Here is a 19,457-nt window from a genome sequence, read left to right on the forward strand (position 1 = left end):
GTGCGGTGGATCAGGCGTCCGGCTTCTGGTCCAGGTAATACGCCACCACGGTGCCCTTGATCTTGATGGTCATCGGGTTGCCACGGCGGTCGCGGGCCTTGCCGGCCTGTACGCGGATCCAGCCTTCGCTGACCGAATATTCTTCGACGTTGTCGCGCTCGACATCGTTGAAACGGATGCCGACGCCACGCTCAAGCGCGGGGCCATCATGGAAGGGACTGGTCGGGTTGATCGCCAGGTGATCGGGAGGGGTATCGCTCATGGTCAGTGCGTCGTAATGGCCACCACGGCCATCTTCCAGACGTACAGGATAAACCGCGGCGGCCCCGCGGCCGAATTTCGCTTCCTGCCAACGCCACTGCACGGCAGAATGCCCGCCTGCCTACAGGAATACCGGTCATGCCTGACAACAGCGATTATTTCGACTTCGAAGAAGAAGAGCGCGATTTCGACGAAGACGATTTCGAGGCGCGGATCTGGAACCTGTTCGTGCTGATCAACCCGGGCGATGAAGAGCTGGGCCTGCAGCAGTTCAACCGCTGGCGCGAGGCGGTGCTGGAAGCCGGCGAGGAGATCGACGAAGAAGCCGACTGGCTGCCGCCGCTGATGGCCGCCATCGCCTGGCAGTCCGGGTTCGAGGTGGACCGTGAGGATGCCGATGCGCTGATGTCGGCGGTCAACGAGCTGTCCGCGCGCTGGAACCTGCAGCTGGACTGGGGCGGCGACCTGGATGACGAGGATTTCGCCGCCAAGGTGGACGCCTCGGTGCTGATGGGCACCGCCTACGACCGCCTCCGCGAGCAGAACTACTCGCTGTGGAGCGTGGACACCGGCAACGACGGCCTGGCCGGCTGGATGGCGCTCAGCCGCGACGACGACGCGATGCTGGCGCTGTGCTCGTTGTTGGGCGTGGAAGTGCGACCGGGCAGCGACCCGTTCTGAGAGACCGGTAGAGCCGACCGTTGGTCGGCTGCCCCTCGCATCCGGCGTAAAAGCCCCCTGACAGCATGTGCCGGCCAATGGCCGGCGCGCAGCCTGCGCTGAGAGGTTCATGAGGTTGCCGGCCAGCGGCCGGCACGCGGCGTGCGCTGAGAGGTTCATGAGGTTGCAGGCCAGCGGCCGGCACGCAGCGTGCGCTGGCAGGTTCATGAGGTTGCCGGCCAGCGGCCGGCACTACGGCTGGTATTGCGTGCGCGCGTTGGCGATGACTGCTTTGACCAGCGCGCGGTCGGTGTGCCGCGAGATGGCTTGCGCGCCCAGTTCGATGGCGTGGGCACGCAGCGGGGCGGGCACGTCGTAGTGGGCGCCGCTGGGTCGGTTCTGGAACGCCCGGCGGGGAATCCCGAGCTGCGCCGCCATGGCGTGCAGCTCGGGCAGGGTGTCGGCCATCAGATGCGCCCAGCGCTCGCCGCGCCAGGGATGGACCGCATCGTCGATATAGACCGTCACCGGATTGCCGTGGCTCAGGCCTGCGGCTTGTCGTCGCTGGCGGCCGGGGCGGTTTCGGCTGCGGCGTCGGTGCCGGCCTCGTCCACGATCTGCGCGTCTTCGGCGTCTTCGGCGTCGTCGCCTTCTTCGCCTTCCACGCCTTCGAACTCGGAGACCAGCTGGGCCAGGTACTCGTCGGCGGTCTTGCCTTCGTCGGCGGCCAGGTCATCGATCAGCTGCTGCAGCTGGCTCGAGTATTCCAGGTTGACCTTGCGGCCTTCCTTTTCCTGCACGTTGGACAGGTGCTTGAGCATGGCCAGCATCGGCACCGGGTTGTCGGCGTTGCCCATGGTCTGGCCGCCGATGGCCAGCAGCCATTCGGTGCCCTGCAGGCCGATCGCGGCGACGACCTGACCCTCTTCGTTGGTCAGCACGGCATGGTTCTGCACCGGCTGCTGGGCGTTGAGGCGGTTGATCGGGCGCTTGGGCTGCTGCTTCTTGCGCTTGTCGCGCTTGGCCTTGGACTGCTTGGACATGGTGGCGTCTATCTACACAGGGAAAGACCGCCATTGTAATGGGGTTGGCCGCTGCCGTCGGCCCGTCCCTGCGGACAGGCTCCACACAGGCACGCGCGGCGCGGACGGCCCGCCCACGCAGGACCCGCCGGTAGGGTCGGGTCGCAGCCGACTGCCGATGGACCGCCCACGCCCGGGAACGCATGACCTCGAAACGATATGGCGCCCGGAACCGGCAGCTGCGTTGAGGGTCATGCCACATCGAACGTTGCCCACCTGCGTGCAGTCGGCCGGGGCGCGACCTACCAAGGCACGTACTTCTCGTCCGGTCGTGCGGCGCCAACAGCGCCAGGCGTGCATGGCCCGACCATTCGGGCGTCCGACCGGCCCGCCGTCCATCCGAACGGCTGACCAGCTGCCCACGCCCGGCTTCCTTCCGTCAGGGTGACCCCGCCGGTGCCTGCGCCGCCTGGATGTCCGGGTCGGCAGCGGTCGGCGACAGCGCCAGTTCCTGTCCGGCACCGGCCAACGCAGCGGCTTCGGCGGCCTTGGTCATCACCACGATGCTGATGCGGCGGTTGATCGGATTGTCCGGCTGGGTCTTGTCGAACAACACCGAGGAGGACAGCCCGACCACGCGGGTCACCTTCTCCTCGGTCATGCCACCGTCGAGCAGGGCGCGACGGGCCGCGTTGGCGCGGTCGGCGCTGAGTTCCCAGTTGCTGTAGCCGTGCACGGCGTTGTAGGCGGTGGTGTCGGTGTGGCCGGTGATGCTGATCCGGTTCGGCACGTGGTTGATGAACTGCGACAGCTCGCGCAGGATGTCGCGCGTGTACGGCTTGAGCGCGGCGCTGCCCATGTCGAACATCGGCCGGTTCTGCTTGTCCACGATCTGGATGCGCAGGCCTTCCGGGGTGAGGTCCAGCAGCAACTGGTCCTTGAACGGTTCCAGCGCCTGGCTTTTGCTGATCGCTTCTTCCAGTTCCTGCTTGAGCGCCTCCAGCTGCTGCTTCTCGCGCTCGCGCTCGGTCTGCGGCACCGGCTTGGCCGCCTGCTGGTTCTGGAACGGGTCGTTGCTGTTGCCCCTCGAAATGTCGGTGGCCCCGCCCAGTTTGATCATCGAGGTGCTGGCGCCGCCGGGACCGGCCATGCCTGGCGCGGCAGTCGGACTCTGCCCCGCCAGCGGGCTGGGGTTGCGGAAGTACTCGGAAATGGCCGCGCGCTCGGGCTTGGTGGTGGCCGCCATCAGCCACAGCACCAGGAAGAAGGCCATCATCGCGGTGACGAAGTCGGCGTAGGCAACCTTCCAGGCGCCGCCATGATGGGCGGCGTGGCCGGCCTTCCTGACCCGGCGGACGATGACGGTGGGTTTGTTCTCGGCCATGGCGGTGCCTTACTTGACCGTCTTGAGGTGCTGTTCGAATTCGCTGAAACCCGGGCGCACGTTCGAGGGCAGGGTCTTGCGGGCGAATTCGAGGGCGATCTTCGGGTTGTAGCCGCGCAGGCAGGCCAGCAGGGCGGTCTTGACCGACTCGTAGATACGGCTGTCCTGTTCGGCGCGCGCTTCCACGGCCGCGGCCAGCGGGCTGACGAAGCCGTAGGCCAGCAGGATGCCCAGGAAGGTACCGACCAGCGCGCCGGCCACGTGCGCGCCGACCTCGGTGATCTCACCGCCGATCGAGCCCATGGTGATCACGATGCCCAGCACCGCGGCCACGATGCCGAAACCGGGCAGGCCGTCGGACACCTTGTTCAGCACCGCCGAGGGCTGCATGGCTTCGGCGTGGTGCTTTTCCAGCTCCATCTCCAGCAGCGGCTCCAGCTCGTGCGGTTCGATGTTGCTGCCGATCATCAGGCGCAGGCAATCGGTGATGAAGTCGACCAGGTGGTGGTCGGCCTGCACCTTGGGGTAGTTGGCGAAGATGCTGCTTTCGGCCGGGCGCTCGACATGGTCTTCCAGCGCCATGAAGCCCTCGCGGCGGGCCTTGTTGAGCAGTTCGTAGAGCAGGCTCAGGACGTCGATGTAGTCCTGCTGCTTGTAGGCCGGGCCCTTGAACACGCCGATGGTGGCCTGCAGGGTCTGCTTGACGGTCTTGACCGGGGTCCCCACCAGAAACGCGCCCAGCGCCGCGCCGCCGATGATGACCAGTTCGTACGGTTGCCACAGGGCGGCCAGCTTGCCGTGCGCGCCGAGGTAGCCGCCGAGCACGCTGATGATGACGATGAGGAATCCAACGAAGATGAGCATGGGGCCGGCGCGGAGTAGGGGATACCTCCATGTCGGCCCGTCCCCCGGTTTTCTGAAGGGGGCGTTTGTTCGATGTCACACTTTTGCGACGCCGATGTGCGGACCTGCGGCCCGCACCCACCGGTCCGAGCCGGTCGCTTCAGTCCGCCGCCCGCGACGTCAACCCGCGGGCTGGGCTTCGGCGCCGCCGCGCTGCAATGGGTCCGGGTAGGGTTCGCCATTGGGGGTGAACGACAGCGAGACCGAATTCAGGCAATGCCGCTCGTGGGTCGGTGGTGGACCATCGGGGAACACATGGCCGAGATGGCTGTCACATCGCGCGCAGACGATCTCGGTACGGATCATGCCGTGGCTGATGTCGCGGATCTCGCGCACATGCGCCGGGTCGAACGGGGCGAAGAAGCTCGGCCAGCCGGTCCCGGAGTCGAACTTGGTGCTGGAACGGAACAGCGGCAGCCCGCACAGGCGGCAGCCATAGACGCCGTCCTGCTTGTTGTCCAGGAACACGCCGCAGTAAGGCGCCTCGGTGCCGTGCTGGAGCAGCACCCGGCGCTCATCGGCGCTGAGACCGGCCACCAGGGCCTGGCGCTGGGCGTCGCTGGGGGGAGAGAGATCGAAGGCGGTCATGGCGGTTCCTCGCGGGGGTGGGTTCAAGATTGGGCCGGCGGCGGGCGCTTCAACCCGCGCGGCCTTGATCGGCGATGTTCATGGTGCTGATACCCGCGTGGGTGCAAGGTGGAGTCCTGATCCCCGCCGGAGCCTGCCATGTCCCGCCACCCCTGCCTCGCCGCTGCGCTGCTGGTGCTGTTGCCGGCCGCGGCCATGGCGCAGATCGGGCCGCCGCCGAGCCCGACCAAGACCCGCCCCGTGGTGGTCACCCAGCCCAGCCCCACGCCGCTGCCCACGCCGGTGCGTCCGGCCCCGGTCGACAGCCTGTCCGGGCAGATGGCGCCGGTGAAGTCCGACAGCCAGGTCCAGCAGCAGCTGCGGACTCATCCGATCCAGGCCCAGGGCGACGGCCCGGCCCAGCCGATCCAGGGCCCGACCCTGCAGCCCAAGGTGTACGACCGCCACGGCCGCATCATTCCCGGTGCCAAGCAGGTCGGCCCCAACCGCGTGCTCGATACCCGTACCGGCCGGTATTACGACGCCATCCCCAGCGGCAACGGCCAGCAGATCAAGCCGTAACTGGCGGTAAGGACGACCCACGGTCGACTGCCGTAGCGATGCGGCGTTCGATGCCAGCATGACCTCACGCGCAGCGCGCCATCGATGAACGCTCCACAACCGCGCCCCGCAGTCATGTGCGTCAACGATTGCGCTCACTGTTTTTTCGCCTGCGATTAACCGTTTTTCCGGAACCCTGTGCGTGCGCCGGAATGCGGCGTATTCCAAGGTTTTTCAGAAGAGTGCAATCATGACCAACCAGCAGAACCAGAAGGGCGGGAAGATGCCGCAGCAGGAACAGCAGGGCAGTCAGCAGCAGCACCAGAAGGCCGGCCAGCAGAACCAGCAGCAGTGGGACCAGCAGAACCAGAAGGGCGGCAAGCAGCCGGACCAGCGCAGCCCCGGTTCCAAACAGCAGCGCTGACGCGCGCGTCATTCCACGACCCGAGGCGGTGCGCGCAAGCGCGCCGCCTTTCGCGTTTGGTGGCCGCCCAACTCAATCCGGAATCGGCAACATCAACGTTTCCTTGACCTCTTCCATCACGATGTAGCTCTTGGATTCGCGCACGTGCGGCAAGGTCAGCAGCGTGCTGCCGAGCAGCTTGCGGTAGGACGCCATCTCGCTGATGCGGGCCTTGAGCAGGTAGTCGAAATCGCCCGAGACCAGGTGGCATTCCAGCACGTTGGGCAACTTCAACGCGGCGCGCCGGAACTCCTCGAAAATGTCGCCGGACTTGTAGGCCAGGCTGATCTCCACGAACACCAGCAGGCTGGCCTTGAGGTAGTGCGGATCGAGCTTGGCGTAGTAGCCGGTGATGGCGCCATCGCGCTCCAGGCGGCGTACCCGCTCGGTGCAGGGCGTGGTCGACAGGCCGACCCGTTCGCCCAGCTCGGTGAAGGAGATCCGGCCCTCGGCCTGCAGGATGCGCAGGATCTTGCGGTCGATCTTGTCCAGCTCGCGGGGGCGCACGGCCATTGGCGTCATCCAGGCATGGGGGTTGGCAGGACAATACCCTGCCATCGCTGCTAAAAACAGGCGAAAAGCTGGGTTTGGCCGGAATATACTTCCGTAAATATGGTCCCGGCACGCTCCAGTGCAGGGAATGATCGGGTTGGAGAAGCAGCATGCGCGTTCTAGTCCTTGGCAGCGGCGTCATCGGCACCACCAGTGCCTGGTACCTGCGGCAGGCCGGGTTTGAAGTCACGGTCGTGGACCGCCAGCCCGGTCCGGCGCTGGAAACCAGTTTCGCCAACGCCGGCCAGCTGTCGTTCGGGTACACCTCGCCGTGGGCCGCCCCCGGCGTGCCGCTGAAGGCGGTCAAGTGGTTGTTCTCCGAACACGCCCCGCTGGCGATCCGGCCCGGCCTGGATTGGCGCCAGTACGCGTGGCTGGCGCAGATGCTGCGCAACTGCACCCACGAGCGCTACGCGATCAACAAGGCGCGCATGGTGCGCATGTCCGAATACAGCCGCGACTGCCTGAACGAGCTGCGCCGCGAGACCGGCATCGAATTCGAAGGCCGCGACCTGGGCACCACCCAGCTGTTCCGCACCCAACAGCAGCTGGACGCCTCGGCGCAGGACATCGAAGTGCTGGCCCAGTACGGCGTGCCCTACAAGGTGCTCGACCGCGAGGGCATCATCGCCCACGAGCCGGCGCTGGCCGGGGTGGCCGACAAACTGGTCGGCGCGCTGTGGTTGCCGCGCGACCAGACCGGCGACTGCCAGCTGTTCACCCGTCGCCTGGCGCAGATGTGCGTCGATGCCGGGGTTGAGTTCCGCTTCGACCAGGACATCGCCGGCCTGCAGACCGATGGTGACCGCATCACCGGGGTGCGCATCGACGGCAAGCTGGAAACCGCCGACCGCTACGTGGTCGCGCTCGGCAGCTATTCGCCCTCGCTGGTGGACCCGCTGGGCCTGCGCCTGCCGGTGTACCCGCTCAAGGGCTACTCGCTGACCCTGCCGATCACCGACGCGGCAATGGCGCCGACCTCGACCATCCTGGACGAAAGCTACAAGGTGGCCGTCACCCGCTTCGACGACCGCATCCGCGTCGGTGGCATGGCCGAAGTGGTCGGGTTCGACCTGTCGCTGTCGCCGCGCCGCCGCGCCACCCTGGAAAAGGTGGTGGGCGATCTGTACCCGCACGGCGGCGACCTGTCGCGCGCCGAGTTCTGGACCGGGCTGCGCCCGGCCACCCCCGATGGCACGCCGGTGATCGGCGCCACCCCGTACCGCAACCTGTTCCTCAACACCGGCCACGGCACGTTGGGCTGGACCATGGCCTGCGGTTCGGGCCGTTACCTGGCCGACCTGATGAGCGCGCGTCAGCCGCAGATCAGCACCGAAGGCCTGGATATCTTCCGTTACGGCCATACCGCCGCATCCGTTGTTCATAGTGAGCCCAAAGCATGCGCCCAGCCCGCGCGTTGATCGACCTGGACGCGTTGCGCGCCAATTTCCGCCTCGCCCGTGACCTCGGTGGTGGCCGCAAGACGCTGGCCGCGATCAAGGCCGATGCCTACGGGCACGGTGCCATCGCGTGCGCGCGCGCGCTGCAGGGCGAGGCCGACGCGTTCGGCGTGGCCTGCATCGAAGAGGCGCTGGAACTGCGCCAAGCCGGCATTACCACGCCGATCGTGCTGCTGGAAGGGTTCTTCGATGCCGACGAGCTGCCGCTGATCGTGCAGCACAACCTGTGGTTCGCCGTCGGTGCGCCGTGGCAGGTCGATGCGGTGGCCGCGTTCGACACCGATGCCACGCTGCATATCTGGCTGAAGCTGGACAGCGGCATGCATCGTCTCGGCCTGTCGCCGGCCGATTTCCGCACCGCGCACGCGCGCCTGAGCGCGCTGCCGCAGGTCGGGCCGATGGTGCTGATGAGCCACATGGCGCGTGCCGATGAACTGGACAGCCCGCGTACCCGCGAGCAGGCCGACACCTTCGCCGCGGCGATCGAAGGCCTGGCGGGCGAAACAAGCCTGTGCAACTCACCGGCGCTGCTGGGCTGGCCGGACGTGCGCAGCGACTGGGTGCGCCCGGGCCTGATGCTGTACGGGGCCAATCCGTTGCCCACGCACTCGACGTTGACCGAGCGCCTGCGCCCGGTGATGACCATGCAGTCGAAGATCTTCGCCGTGCGCGAGATCGGTATCGGCGAGCCGGTCGGCTATGGCGCGCGCTTCGTTGCGCAGCGTCCGACCCGGGTGGGCGTGGTGGCGCTCGGTTATGCCGATGGCTACCCGCAGTTCGCGCCCAATGGCACGCCGGTGGTGATCGACGGCCACGCGGCCACGCTGATCGGGCGGGTATCGATGGACATGCTCACCGTGGATATCACCGACCTGCCGCAGGCCGGGGTGGGCAGCACCGTCACCTTGTGGGGCCAATCGCCGCGTTTGGATGTGCTGGCGCCGCTGTGCGGGGTCAGTGCGTACCAGCTGCCGTGTGCGGTCAAACGGGTGCCGCACGTCCTGCAAGGGTGAGAACCGGGTAGAGCCACGCCCTGCGTGGCTGGGCACCGTCAGTGCCACGCATGGCGTGGCGTTACGCAATCCGGGTCAGTTGCTGGCGGTGGCCGGGGCGCGCAGGTCGCGCTGGGCCCAGTCGTCCAGCAGCCGCTTCTCGTAGCGCAGCGGATCGGTATCGCGCTGCATGCCGATGTTGTGCAGGTAGCCGGTGTCGGACAGCTTGCGCTCGGCCTCGGCCAGCACCTGGCCCTGGGCGTCACGCAGGGTATAGCTGAGCGTGATCCGCGGCGGGTAGACGTCGCGCAGGATGCGGATATCGGTGCCGCGCGGTCCGTGCCAGGGCTCGTAGTCGCCGGCGCGCTTGATGTCGGTGATGGTCACCTCCAGGGTCTGCCCTGGCTGCAACTGCTTGCCGGCGGTCTTCTGCGCGTACTGCGCCAACTGCTGCACCCAGTCGCCGCGCTCGGCCTCGAAGCGGTTGCTGCTCTGGCGGATTTCGGTGAACTGGGCCGGGTCGGTCCAGCTGACCTTGACCGGGCCATCGCCGCTCAAGGCACGCGGTGCCTGGGGATCGGTGACCGAACGCGGGGCCGCGCTGGCGCAGCCGATCACCAGCAGGCAGGTCAACAGTCCGGCTACCAAAGGTTTGCGGTTCATGGCGACTCCTCGATCACGATCACAGACGGATCCGGGCTTGAGTGTGTTCCTGTTCGCCGGGTGGGACAATCGACACGCCCCCTGCCGCAGCCCCCGGTTGCCGCGAATTCACCTACGTCAGAACCCGAACCCGCCTGACCCCGCGCTTGACGCTACGAATACGCGGTCTGGAAGATGCTGTATACCTCCGTTTCGCCAGTTGCCCCATTGACGCCTTTGTCCAGCCTGCCCACTTCCACCCTTGAACGTTCCCCTTTCATGACGCCTGCGGCAGATTCCGGCCTGTACCGGAGCATGCTGGAGCAGATGAATGCCGGCTTCTGCGTGATCGAGGTGTTGTTTGAGGACAAGATCGCCGTCGATTACCGGTTTTTGGAGTTCAACGAGGCGTTCGAGCGAAATACAGGGCTGATCGGCGTACTTGGGCAGCGCGTCACCGAGGTGGTGCCGGGGCACGAAACCGAATGGTTCGAGGTCTATGGTGAGGTTGCCGCGACCGGCCAACCCCAGCAGTTCGAGCAGGAAGCGCGTGCGCTGGGACGCTGGTATTCGGTCGAAGCGGTGCGCGTCGGCGCCCCGGGCGACAACCAGGTGGCGGTGGTGTTCTTCGACATCACCAGCCGCAAGCAGATCGAAGTGGAACTGGCCGAAAGCGAAGCGCGTTTCAGTGCCCTGGCCGACGGGTTGCCGATGCCGGTGTGGGTGCTGGACGAGCTGGGCCACGCCCGGTTCGTCAACAGCGCGTTCACCGAGTTCTTCGGTGGCGACGAGCGCGTACCCGAAGCGGTCTGGCAGGGCCTGGTGCATCCCGACGATGCGTCGGTGTTCGACTACGAACTGCAGGAAGCGCTGAAAGCGCAGCGCTCGATGCACGCGCTGGTACGCGGCCGCCGCGCGGATGGGCAGTGGCGCTGGCTGGAAATGAACGCGCGTCCGCGCTTCTCGCGGATGGGCCGGTTCATCGGCCTGGCCGGCAGCAGCCCGGATGTGACCGAGCGCCGCGAAATCGAGATGGCACGCGAGGAGCTGCTGCAGTCCGAGCGCGCCGCACGCAGTGCCGCCGAGAACATGGCGCGGTTGAAGGACGAGTTCCTGGCCACGCTGTCGCACGAACTGCGTACCCCGCTGACCACCATCCTGGGCTGGAGCGAACTGCTGCTGCAGCGGGTGGACAACACCAGCCCGCTGTTCAAGGGCCTGGGCGTCATTGCCAACAGCGCGATGGCGCAGAAGCGCCTGATCTCGGACATGCTCGACCTCAGCAGCATGCTGCTGGGTAAGGTCCAGCTGGAAGTGGAAGTGCTGGACCTGCGCGCCCAGCTGACCGAGGCGATGGGTGCCCAGGAGCTGGTCGCCGAGGGCAAGGCACTGGAGATGAGCCTGGTGCTGCCCGAGGAACCGGCGCTGGTGCTGGGCGATGCCACCCGGCTGCAGCAGGTGCTGTGGAACCTGCTCTCCAATGCGATCAAGTTCACCCCGGCCGAGGGCACCGTCACGGTGACCCTGCGCGCCGATGGCGGCCACTGGTCGATCAGCGTGGCCGACTCCGGTGACGGCATCGCCCCGGAATTCCTGCGTCACCTGTTCAGCCGCTTCCGCCAGGCCGATGGCACCACCACGCGGCGTCATGGTGGGCTGGGACTGGGGCTGGCGATCGCCCAACAGCTGGTTGAACTGCACGGCGGCGCGGTGTCGGCCGCCAGCGAAGGCCCTGGCCACGGCGCCACGTTCACCGTGCGCTTGCCGCACTACCAGCCGCAGGCCGATGGTCGCCCGCTGCGCGAGGTATTCAGCGGGCCGATCGGCGAACAGATCATCGAGCCGTATCCGCTCAAGGGCCTGCGCCTGCTGGCGGTGGAAGACCAACCCGAAGTGCTGGAGTACCTGCGCCGGCTGTTGGAGGAGCAGGGCGCGGAAGTCACCGCAGCGACTTCGGCCGGTGAAGCTCTGGCGCTGCTCGACCAGGGCGGCCACACCGGCATCGACGTGCTGCTGACCGATATCGGCATGCCCGGCATGGACGGTTACGGCCTGGTGCGGACCCTGCGCGAAGACATCGGCGTGGAAGCGGACGCGTTGCCCGCCGTGGCGGTGACGGCGCTGGCCCGCGCCGATGACCGCAAGCGCGCATTGGCCTCGGGCTTCCAGGAGCACGTGGCCAAGCCGTATTCGGTGGCCCAACTGGTCTCGGCCGTGCGCAGCGTGCTCGGCAACCAGCGACGTGCTTTGCCGGACCGTTGACGGCGGCATGCCCACAATCGACCGGGTACGCCACAGGAGTCCACATGTCCCGTTATGCCCCCACCATCCACACCGATCCGGCGCGGATCGCCGCCCTTGAAGCACTGTTGCCGCAGCTGCACGGTCAAACCCGGGTCGAAGTGACCCTCGACGATGGCAGCCGCGTGCTGGGCACGGTCGCGGTGCAGCCGACGCTTCAGCAGTACCGCGACGCCGACGAGAACGAGGGCAGCAACGGCCAGCTGCGTCTGGACGACCTGGATGCCCCGGTGCAGCAGCACCTGGTGTGGCTGGACCGGATCGCCGCGATCCGGCAGTTGCCGCCGGTGGAATGACGGGCGGCAAGCTGCCTGGGCTGATCCGGCTCGAATACGCCGGATCAGACGGGCCGGCTCAGTGCTGGAACACCTCCGGCTCGGCCTCGAACCGGCGGGCGTAAGCGCGTTCGTCGGCCACCCGCGCCACCTCGTCATCGGCCATGTCCGGCGCGCCGTATACCGCATAGGCCACGCTGCCGTCGGCCTGCTTGCCCACCTGGTGCAGGCGGTAGCGCGAGTGGCCGCCGCCGCTGTCCTGCGGGTAATGCACTGGCGGCTGCGCGCCCTCCATGTCCATCTCGCTGTTGTCGACTACGCCACCGACAAACAATRCACGCATGAGCCATCTCCATCGCAAGTGAGCCTCCACCCTGACGGTTGGGATGTTGGCAGGGGATCAACGCGGCGTTGAATAAACGCAAATCGGCCCGGGGCGGGGCCGATCCGGGCGAACCGGTAGAATGGCCGTCTCCTTTCAAGATGTGCCTCCCGATGGCTGCCCAGCACGACGCTCCCCTGGAAACCCTGTTCCTGCCGTTCGCCAGTGGCGTGCTGTCCTGGCCCGCCGGCCCGGTGCTGTTCCTGCGCGCCCGCGATGGCTGGCCGCTGCGCGAACATGCCCAGCCGGGCCAGCTGGTCTGCGAGCAGAGCTTCCGACCGTTCGCCGACGCGCTGGAAGCCAGCGGCTGGACCGTGCGCGACGAGCAGCAGCTGGCCAGCGACACCACCCGCTACGCCGTGGTGCTGGTGTTGCCGCCGCGCCAGCGCGAGGAAGCCCGGGCCCTGTTCGCCCGGGCGCTGGCCCTGACCGCGCCGGGTGGCGTGGTGGTGGCCTGCCAGCACAACAATGAAGGCGCGCGCTCCGGTGAAGGCGACCTGCAGGAGCTGGCCGGCCTGGGCGGCAAGCTGACCAAGAACCACTGCCGCGCCTACTGGACCGCGCCGCTGAACGGCCAGCACGACGCCGCGCTGGCCCAGCGCTGGGCGACCCTGGACGCGCCGCGGGCGATCCTGGGCGGCCGCTTCCAGAGCCGTCCGGGCATCTTCGCCTGGGACCGCATCGACCCGGCCTCGGCGCTGCTGGTGGAGCAGCTGCCGGCCGACCTGGCCGGCCGAGGCGCCGACCTGGGCGCCGGCTTTGGCTACCTGTCGGCTGAAGTGCTGGCGCGCTGCCCGGGCGTGACCGGGCTGGACCTGTTCGAGGCCGAAGGCCGCGCCCTGGCGCTGGCGCGCGAGAACCTGTGCGCGCTGAACAAGCCCGCGGCGCTGGCCTACCACTGGCAGGACGTCACCGCCGGCATCGAAGGCCAGTACGACTTCATCGTCACCAACCCGCCGTTCCACACTCCGTCGCGTGCCGACCGCCCCGACATCGGCCAGCGTTTCATCGCCGTGGCCGCGCAGGCGCTGCGCCCGGGTGGGCGGATGTGGCTGGTGGCCAACCGCCACCTGCCGTACGAGCAGATCCTCAACGACAGCTTCGGCCAGGTCCGCGTGGCCGCCGAACGTGACGGCTTCAAGCTGATCCAGGCGACCAAGGCCAAGGACACCGGCCGCACCCGCGAGCCGACCCGGGTCAAGGACAGCCCGCGCGGCCGCAACTGGGACCGTGCATGAAACTGGTCAAGCTTCTGGCCAACCTCGGCTATGGCAGCCGCAAGCAGGTGCAGGGGATGTTCCGCGCCGGCCTGGTCACCGATGCCGACGGCGAGGTGCTGTATGCCGATGACGTGATCGCGCACGAGGCGATCCGGGTCGAGGGCGAGCCGCTGGACCCCCCGCAGGGGCTGACCCTGATGCTGCACAAGCCGCGCGGTTACACCTGTTCGACCAAGGACAAGGGTCGGTTGATCTACGACCTGCTGCCGCCGCGGTATCGCGAGCGCGCGCCGGTGCTGTCCTCGGTGGGCCGGCTGGACCGGGACACCAGCGGCATGCTGCTGATGACCGACGACGGCGCGCTGCTGCACCGGATCGTGTCGCCCAAATCACGCCTGGACAAGGCCTATGAGGTGACCTTGGCCGAAGACCTGCGCGGCGATGAAACCGCGCGCTTTGCCAGTGGCGGCCTGTTGCTGGAATCGGACGACAAGCCGCTGCTGCCGGCCGAGCTGCACGTGAACGGCCCGCGCCAGGCGCAGCTGGTGCTGCATGAAGGCCGCTACCACCAGGCGCGGCGGATGTTCGCTGCGGTCGGCAACCATGTCGAGGCGCTGCACCGCAGCCGCATTGGTGGGTTGTCGCTGGACGGGCTGGAAGAAGGCCAGTGGCGCACGCTGGATGCTGCCGACCTGGAAACCCTGTTCGACGTGCCATGAGCCAGATCGCTGCGCTGCCGTTCCTGCCTGACGCGGTCATCTTCGACATGGATGGGTTGATGATCGACAGCGAGCGGGTGTCGGTCGAGTGCTGGTCCCAGGCCGCGCAGGAACGGGGGCTGCCATTCGAGGACGGCTTCTGGCTGCGCATGGTCGGGCTGGGTGATCGCGACTGCGAATGCCTGCTGCTGGAGCGCATCGATGCGGACCAGGTGGCGGCGCTGTTCGCGCGCTGCCACGACCTTTACGAACAACGCACGCACGCCGGGCTGCCGTTGCGGCCGGGCATCCTGGAACTGCTGCAGCTGTTGCGCGAGCACGACGTGCCGCGCGCGGTGGCGACCTCGACGCGGCAGCCGCGGGCATCGCGCAAGTTGGCGGCGTCCGGGTTGCTGGATTTCTTCGACGTGGTGGTGACCAGCAGCGACGTCGCCCATCCCAAGCCGGCGCCGGACATCTACCTGCTGGCTGCGCAGAAACTGGGCAAGGCGCCAGCGCGCTGCCTGGCGCTGGAAGATTCGCCGGCGGGTATCCGCGCGGCGGTGGGCGCGGGCATGACCGCGATCCAGGTGCCCGACCTGGTCCATCCCGACGAGGAACTGCGCGCGCTGGGCCACCGCATCGTCGGTTCGCTGGTAGACGCGCACGCGCTGCTGCTGCCGCATCTACGGTAGAGCCGAGCCACGCTCGGCTGCCTTTCCTGCCGGCATCATGACCGCCGGACCGAGCGCGACGGGCAGAAGCTACGCCGGCAACGCCGACGCTGGTTTGATGGATGTTGGCGTCGGATGCGTGTGCCGCGCTGCGCGCGGTTGCCGAGCATGGCTCGGCACTACCGGTCACGCGTGATGCGGGATTGCCGGCGCGCGATCAGGTCAGGTGGCCTGATCACGCATCGGTAGAGCCGAGCCATGCTCGGCTGCCTTTCCTGCCGGGATCATGACCGCCGGACCGAGCGCGACGGGCAGAAGCTACGCCGGCAACGCCGGGTGGCGGTTTGACGGATGGCGGCTTCGGATGCGTGTGCCGCGCTGCGCGCGGTTGCCGAGCATGGCTCGGCACTACCGGTCACGCGTGGTGCGGGATTGCCGGCGCGCGATCAGGTCAGGTGGCCTGATCACGCATCGGTAGAGCCGAGCCATGCTCGGCTGCTGTTCCTGCCGGGATCATGACCGCCGGACCGAGCGCGACGGGCAGATGCTACGCCGGCAACGCCGATGGCGGTTTGACGGATCTTGGCTTCGGATGCGTGTGCCGCGCTGCGCGCGGTTGCCGAGCACGGCTCGGCACTACCGGTCACGCGTGATGCGGGATTACCAGCGCGTGATCGGTCCACGCGTGATGCGGGATTGCCGGCGCGTGATCAGGTCAGGTGGCCTGATCACGCATCGGTAGAGCCGAGCCATGCTCGGCTGCCTTTCCTGCCGGCATCATGACCGCCGGACCGAGCGCGACGGGCAGAAGCTACGCCGGCAACGCCGATGGCGGTTTGATGAATGTTGGCTTCGGGTGCGTGTGCCGCGCTGCGCGCGGTTGCCGAGCATGGCTCGGCACTACCGGTCACGCGTGATGCGGGATTACCAGCGCGTGATCGGTCCACGCGTGATGCGCGATTGCCGGCGCGTGATCCGTCCACACGTGGTGCGGGATTACCGGCGCGTGATCGGTCCACGCGTGATGCGGGATTACCGGCGCGCGATCCGCCCACGCGTGGTGCGGGATTACCGGCGCGTGATCCGTCCACACGTGGTGCGGGATTGCCGGCGCGTGATCCGTCCACGCGTGGTGCGGGATTGCCCGCACGGCGTCCGGTCATGTGGCCTGCTGCGGAACGTTTCGGTAGAGCCGAGCCATGCTCGGCTGCCTTTCCTGCCCGAAGCACGACCGCCGGACCCAAGGCAAAAAGCCCGGCGCAGTGGCCGGGCTTTTTCATCACTGCATCAACCGCGCATCACACCCGGCCGAAGACCAGCGCCGCGTTGGTGCCGCCGAAACCGAAGCTGTTGGACATCACCGTGTTCAACTGCGCATCCTGGCTCTGGCGCACGATCGGGAAGCCCTCCACCAGCGGATCGAGCTCGCCGATGTTGGCCGAGCCGGCGATGAAACCGTCGCGCATCATCAGCAGGCAGTAGATCGCTTCGTGCACGCTTGCCGCACCCAGCGAATGGCCGGACAGCGCCTTGGTCGAGGACAGCGGCGGGATCGCTTCGCCGAACACCTCGCGCACGGCCTTCAGCTCGGTGACATCGCCCAGCGGGGTCGAGGTGCCGTGCGTGTTGAGGTAATCGATCGGGCCGGACAGGTTGGCCATCGCCATGTTCATGCAGCGCACCGCGCCTTCACCGGACGGGGCCACCATGTCGGCGCCATCGGAGGTGACACCGTAGCCGACCAGCTCGGCGTAGATGCGTGCGCCACGGGCCACGGCGTGGTCGTAATCTTCCAGCACCAGCATGCCGCCACCACCGGCGATGACGAAGCCATCGCGGTCCTTGTCGTACGGGCGCGAGGCCGAGGCAGGGGTCTCGTTGAAGCGGGTGGACAGCGCGCCCATGGCGTCGAACATCACGCTCATCGACCAGTGCAGGTCTTCACCACCACCGGCGAACATCACGTCCTGGGCGCCGTGGCGGATCAGGTCGGCGGCCGCGCCGATGCAATGGGCGGAGGTCGCGCAGGCCGCGGACAGCGAGTAGCTCAGGCCCTTGATCTGGAACGCGGTGGCCAGGCATGCCGACACCGTGGAGCACATCGTGCGCGGGACCATGTACGGGCCGACCTTGCGCACGCCACGCGCACGCAGGATGTCGGCCGATTCGACCTGCCACTGGCTGGAACCACCGCCCGAGCCGGCGATCAGGCCGGTGCGCGGGTTGGCGACCTGCGCCGCGTCCAGACCGGCATCGGCGATCGCATCGCGCATGGCGATGTAGGCATAGGCCGAGGCATCGCTCATGAAGCGCTTGAGCTTGCGGTCGATCTGCGCGTCCAGGTCCAGTTCGATGTTGCCGCCGACGTGGCTGCGTAGGCCGGCTTCGGCATGGTCCGGCAGATTGCGGATGCCGGGACGGCCTTCACGCAGTGCGGCGGACACGGTGTCCAGATCGTTGCCCAGGCACGAGGTGATGCCCATTCCGGTAATGACGACGCGACGCATCAGAAGTTCTCGGTGGAGGTGAACAGACCTACGCGGAGGTCTTTGGCGGAATAGATTTCACGGCCGTCCACCAGCATGCGGGCGTCGGCCTGGGCCATCACCAGCTTGCGGTTGATGACGCGGGTGATGTCGATTTCATAGCTCACCAGCTTCGCTTCGGGCAGCACCTGTCCGGTGAACTTCACTTCCCCGCAGCCCAGGGCGCGGCCGCGGCCGGGGGCGCCGAGCCAGGTGAGATAGAAGCCGGTGAGCTGCCACATGGCATCCAGGCCGAGGCAGCCGGGCATGACCGGGTCGCCGATGAAATGGCAGCCGAAGAACCACAGGTCCGGGCGGATATCCAGTTCGGCGCGCACCAGTCCCTTGCCGTGTGGGCCGCCGTCGTCGCGGATGTCGGTGATGCGATCGAACATCAGCATCGGATCGTTGGGCAGGCGACCGCTGCCCGGGCCGAACAGTTCACCGCGGGCGCTGGCCAGCAGTTGTTCGCGCGAGAACGCGTGGAGACGAGTCATGGAAAGCGCAATCCTGGAGAAGTTGCCATCGGGTAAAGCCGGCCGTGGGTCGGCTATGTTGCTGGGATACAAGTGCGCAAGAGTGCAGAGGAAAAGCGATTCAATCAAACGTTTTAACCGTACGCTGGCGTAGTGTTTTCAGCTTGAAAACCGCATGTTGTTGTTATGAAAAGACCATACTCAGGCGTGTGGCTGTAATCTTGTTCATCTAGCAATCCGCTTCCAGGTCCGAGTCTTCCCGCCGTGTCGGTTCTGCGCAAAATCATTCATGTGGACATGGACGCGTTTTACGCGTCGGTGGAGCAGCGCGACGATCCGTCGCTGCGCGGGCGGCCGGTGGTGGTGGCGTGGAAGGGCGCGCGGTCGGTGGTATGCGCGGCATCGTACGAGGCGCGGGTGTTCGGGATCCGCTCGGCGATGCCGGCGCTGCGTGCGGAGCGGTTGTGTCCGGATGCGGTGTTCGTGCCGCCGGATTTCGTGCGTTACAAGGCGGTGTCCCGGCAGGTGCGGGAGATTTTCCTGCGGCACACGGATCTGGTGGAGCCGCTGTCGCTCGATGAGGCCTACCTGGATGTGACGGTGCACAAGGGCGGGATGACGGTGGCCACCGAGATTGCCGAGGTAATCCGTGCGCAGATCCGCGAGGAGACGCAGCTGACGGCGTCGGCGGGAATAGCGCCGAACAAGTTCCTGGCGAAGATCGCGTCGGACTGGCGCAAGCCGGACGGTCAGTTCGTGGTGCCGCCGCATCGGGTGGAGCGGTTTTTGACGCCGTTGCCGGTGAACCGGGTGCCGGGGGTGGGCAAGGTGATGGCGGGCAAGCTGGCGGAGTTGGGGATCGCGACGGTGGGCGATCTGCGCGCGCTGCCGCTGGAGGTGCTGGAGAGCCGCTTCGGGACATTCGGTGCGCGGTTGTACAGTCGCGCGCGGGGGATCGATGAGCGTGCGGTGGAGCCGGACCAGCCGGTGCAGTCGATTTCGTCAGAGGATACGTTCGCCGAGGATCTGCCGTTGGAGGCACTGGAGGCGGCGATCGTTGAGCTGGCGGGGAAGACGTGGCACGCGACGCGTAAGACCGAGCGGGTGGGGCATACGGTGGTGCTGAAGTTGAAGACGTCGCAGTTCCGGATCATCACGCGCAGTTTTACGCCGGAGTCGCCGCCGGAGTCGATGGAGGAGTTGCGGGATATCGCGCTGGCGTTGCGGGCGCGGGTGGATCTGCCGGCAGAGACGCGGTATCGGTTGGTGGGGGTGGGATTGGGGGGATTCCGGGAGCGCGAGGCGGTGAGCCAGCCGGGGCTGTTTGATCATCTGGATGATTATTGAGCTCGGACGCCGTCGTGTCCTTGTGCCGAGGGTTTGGGCGGCGTGGGTGGGTCTGCGGGACACGCCGTGAATCCATCCCTGGAGGCTCGCGT

The 19,457-nt window shown here is 67.4% G+C and carries 22 protein-coding genes; 11 read left to right on the forward strand and 11 right to left on the reverse strand.

All coding sequences use genetic code 11. The features are described 5' to 3' along the window. Positions 1-10: 10 nt before the first annotated feature. Positions 11-262 (reverse strand): DUF3297 family protein, encoded by a 252-nt coding sequence (locus tag AC1DR7_RS03445; protein WP_256775141.1) that lies wholly within the window; start codon positions 260-262, stop codon positions 11-13. Positions 263-399: 137 nt separating this feature from the next. Between AC1DR7_RS03445 and AC1DR7_RS03450 the strand changes: the two genes are divergently transcribed. Continuing rightward, the gene (locus AC1DR7_RS03450; RefSeq protein WP_256775142.1) at positions 400-942 is read left to right on the forward strand and encodes a DUF6630 family protein; all 543 of its coding nucleotides are present in this window, start codon (positions 400-402) and stop codon (positions 940-942) included. 231 nt (positions 943-1,173) lie between these two features. Here the strand turns inward: AC1DR7_RS03450 and AC1DR7_RS03455 are convergent, their stop codons facing one another. From AC1DR7_RS03455 to msrB, 5 genes are all read right to left on the reverse strand, one after another. Then, positions 1,174-1,449 (reverse strand): DUF4031 domain-containing protein, encoded by a 276-nt coding sequence (locus tag AC1DR7_RS03455; protein ID WP_457317960.1) that lies wholly within the window; start codon positions 1,447-1,449, stop codon positions 1,174-1,176. Between the two features lie 14 nt (positions 1,450-1,463). After that, complete coding sequence (locus tag AC1DR7_RS03460; protein WP_457317959.1) at positions 1,464-1,964, reverse strand: hypothetical protein; 501 nt, start codon at positions 1,962-1,964, stop codon at positions 1,464-1,466. 418 nt (positions 1,965-2,382) lie between these two features. Further along, complete coding sequence (gene motB / locus AC1DR7_RS03465; RefSeq protein ID WP_478051069.1) at positions 2,383-3,327, reverse strand: flagellar motor protein MotB; 945 nt, start codon at positions 3,325-3,327, stop codon at positions 2,383-2,385. Between the two features lie 9 nt (positions 3,328-3,336). Further along, positions 3,337-4,191: a flagellar motor stator protein MotA gene (motA, locus tag AC1DR7_RS03470; protein WP_256775146.1), complete on the reverse strand. Its 855-nt coding sequence runs from the start codon at positions 4,189-4,191 to the stop codon at positions 3,337-3,339. A 159-nt stretch (positions 4,192-4,350) separates the two neighbouring features. After that, positions 4,351-4,818 (reverse strand): peptide-methionine (R)-S-oxide reductase MsrB, encoded by a 468-nt coding sequence (gene msrB / locus AC1DR7_RS03475; protein WP_256775147.1) that lies wholly within the window; start codon positions 4,816-4,818, stop codon positions 4,351-4,353. Between the two features lie 138 nt (positions 4,819-4,956). Here msrB and AC1DR7_RS03480 point away from each other — a divergent pair, with 138 nt between their 5' ends. Together AC1DR7_RS03480 and AC1DR7_RS03485 are read left to right on the forward strand one after the other, a co-directional pair. Continuing rightward, positions 4,957-5,379, forward strand: a complete 423-nt coding sequence (locus AC1DR7_RS03480; protein WP_457317957.1) for a classical arabinogalactan protein 4 — start codon at positions 4,957-4,959, stop codon at positions 5,377-5,379. A gap of 229 nt (positions 5,380-5,608) precedes the next feature. After that, positions 5,609-5,782: a lana protein gene (locus AC1DR7_RS03485; RefSeq protein WP_256775149.1), complete on the forward strand. Its 174-nt coding sequence runs from the start codon at positions 5,609-5,611 to the stop codon at positions 5,780-5,782. Positions 5,783-5,854: 72 nt separating this feature from the next. On the opposite strand, the gene AC1DR7_RS03490 is transcribed toward AC1DR7_RS03485, so the two are convergent. Next, a complete protein-coding gene (locus tag AC1DR7_RS03490; RefSeq protein ID WP_256775150.1) occupies positions 5,855-6,334 on the reverse strand; it encodes an Lrp/AsnC ligand binding domain-containing protein in 480 nt (159 codons plus the stop codon). A 149-nt stretch (positions 6,335-6,483) separates the two neighbouring features. On the opposite strand from AC1DR7_RS03490, the gene AC1DR7_RS03495 reads away from it, so the two are divergent. Further along, positions 6,484-7,794, forward strand: a complete 1,311-nt coding sequence (locus AC1DR7_RS03495; RefSeq protein ID WP_457317956.1) for a D-amino acid dehydrogenase — start codon at positions 6,484-6,486, stop codon at positions 7,792-7,794. Beyond that, entirely contained in the window at positions 7,773-8,846 is a 1,074-nt protein-coding gene (gene alr, locus AC1DR7_RS03500) for an alanine racemase (RefSeq protein WP_256775152.1), read from the forward strand. The genes AC1DR7_RS03495 and alr overlap by 22 nt, the downstream gene beginning before the upstream one ends. Before the next feature lie 75 nt (positions 8,847-8,921). Here the strand turns inward: alr and AC1DR7_RS03505 are convergent, their stop codons facing one another. Beyond that, positions 8,922-9,488, reverse strand: a complete 567-nt coding sequence (locus AC1DR7_RS03505) for a DUF3016 domain-containing protein (protein WP_256775153.1) — start codon at positions 9,486-9,488, stop codon at positions 8,922-8,924. A 174-nt stretch (positions 9,489-9,662) separates the two neighbouring features. Between AC1DR7_RS03505 and AC1DR7_RS03510 the strand changes: the two genes are divergently transcribed. Both AC1DR7_RS03510 and AC1DR7_RS03515 read left to right on the forward strand, forming a co-directional pair. Then, positions 9,663-11,729: an ATP-binding protein gene (locus AC1DR7_RS03510; RefSeq protein ID WP_457317955.1), complete on the forward strand. Its 2,067-nt coding sequence runs from the start codon at positions 9,663-9,665 to the stop codon at positions 11,727-11,729. A 44-nt stretch (positions 11,730-11,773) separates the two neighbouring features. Beyond that, positions 11,774-12,064: a DUF3247 family protein gene (locus tag AC1DR7_RS03515; protein WP_457317954.1), complete on the forward strand. Its 291-nt coding sequence runs from the start codon at positions 11,774-11,776 to the stop codon at positions 12,062-12,064. Between the two features lie 58 nt (positions 12,065-12,122). Here AC1DR7_RS03515 and AC1DR7_RS03520 read toward each other — a convergent pair whose 3' ends face one another. Beyond that, complete coding sequence (locus AC1DR7_RS03520) at positions 12,123-12,386, reverse strand: hypothetical protein (RefSeq protein WP_478076401.1); 264 nt, start codon at positions 12,384-12,386, stop codon at positions 12,123-12,125. A 152-nt stretch (positions 12,387-12,538) separates the two neighbouring features. On the opposite strand from AC1DR7_RS03520, the gene AC1DR7_RS03525 reads away from it, so the two are divergent. From AC1DR7_RS03525 to AC1DR7_RS03535, 3 genes are read left to right on the forward strand one after another with little or no spacing between them, the layout of a single operon-like run. Beyond that, positions 12,539-13,663, forward strand: a complete 1,125-nt coding sequence (locus AC1DR7_RS03525; RefSeq protein ID WP_457317953.1) for a class I SAM-dependent methyltransferase — start codon at positions 12,539-12,541, stop codon at positions 13,661-13,663. Then, the gene (locus AC1DR7_RS03530; RefSeq protein ID WP_256775158.1) at positions 13,660-14,364 is read left to right on the forward strand and encodes a pseudouridine synthase; all 705 of its coding nucleotides are present in this window, start codon (positions 13,660-13,662) and stop codon (positions 14,362-14,364) included. Before AC1DR7_RS03525 ends, AC1DR7_RS03530 begins: the two co-directional genes overlap by 4 nt. Next, on the forward strand, positions 14,361-15,038 hold the full coding sequence (locus tag AC1DR7_RS03535) for an HAD family hydrolase (protein ID WP_457317952.1): 678 nt from the start codon (positions 14,361-14,363) through the stop codon (positions 15,036-15,038). Before AC1DR7_RS03530 ends, AC1DR7_RS03535 begins: the two co-directional genes overlap by 4 nt. 1,277 nt (positions 15,039-16,315) lie before the next feature. On the opposite strand, the gene fabB is transcribed toward AC1DR7_RS03535, so the two are convergent. Both fabB and fabA read right to left on the reverse strand, forming a co-directional pair. Beyond that, positions 16,316-17,524: a beta-ketoacyl-ACP synthase I gene (gene fabB / locus AC1DR7_RS03540; protein WP_256775160.1), complete on the reverse strand. Its 1,209-nt coding sequence runs from the start codon at positions 17,522-17,524 to the stop codon at positions 16,316-16,318. Continuing rightward, positions 17,524-18,039, reverse strand: coding sequence for a 3-hydroxyacyl-[acyl-carrier-protein] dehydratase FabA (fabA, locus tag AC1DR7_RS03545; RefSeq protein ID WP_038690696.1), 516 nt, complete (start codon positions 18,037-18,039; stop codon positions 17,524-17,526). Before fabA ends, fabB begins: the two co-directional genes overlap by 1 nt. 243 nt (positions 18,040-18,282) lie before the next feature. Between fabA and dinB the strand changes: the two genes are divergently transcribed. Then, on the forward strand, positions 18,283-19,365 hold the full coding sequence (dinB, locus tag AC1DR7_RS03550) for a DNA polymerase IV (protein ID WP_478051067.1): 1,083 nt from the start codon (positions 18,283-18,285) through the stop codon (positions 19,363-19,365). The last annotated feature ends 92 nt before the right edge of the window (positions 19,366-19,457 follow it).

This window comes from Stenotrophomonas sp. P5_A9 (genome assembly GCF_056400525.1).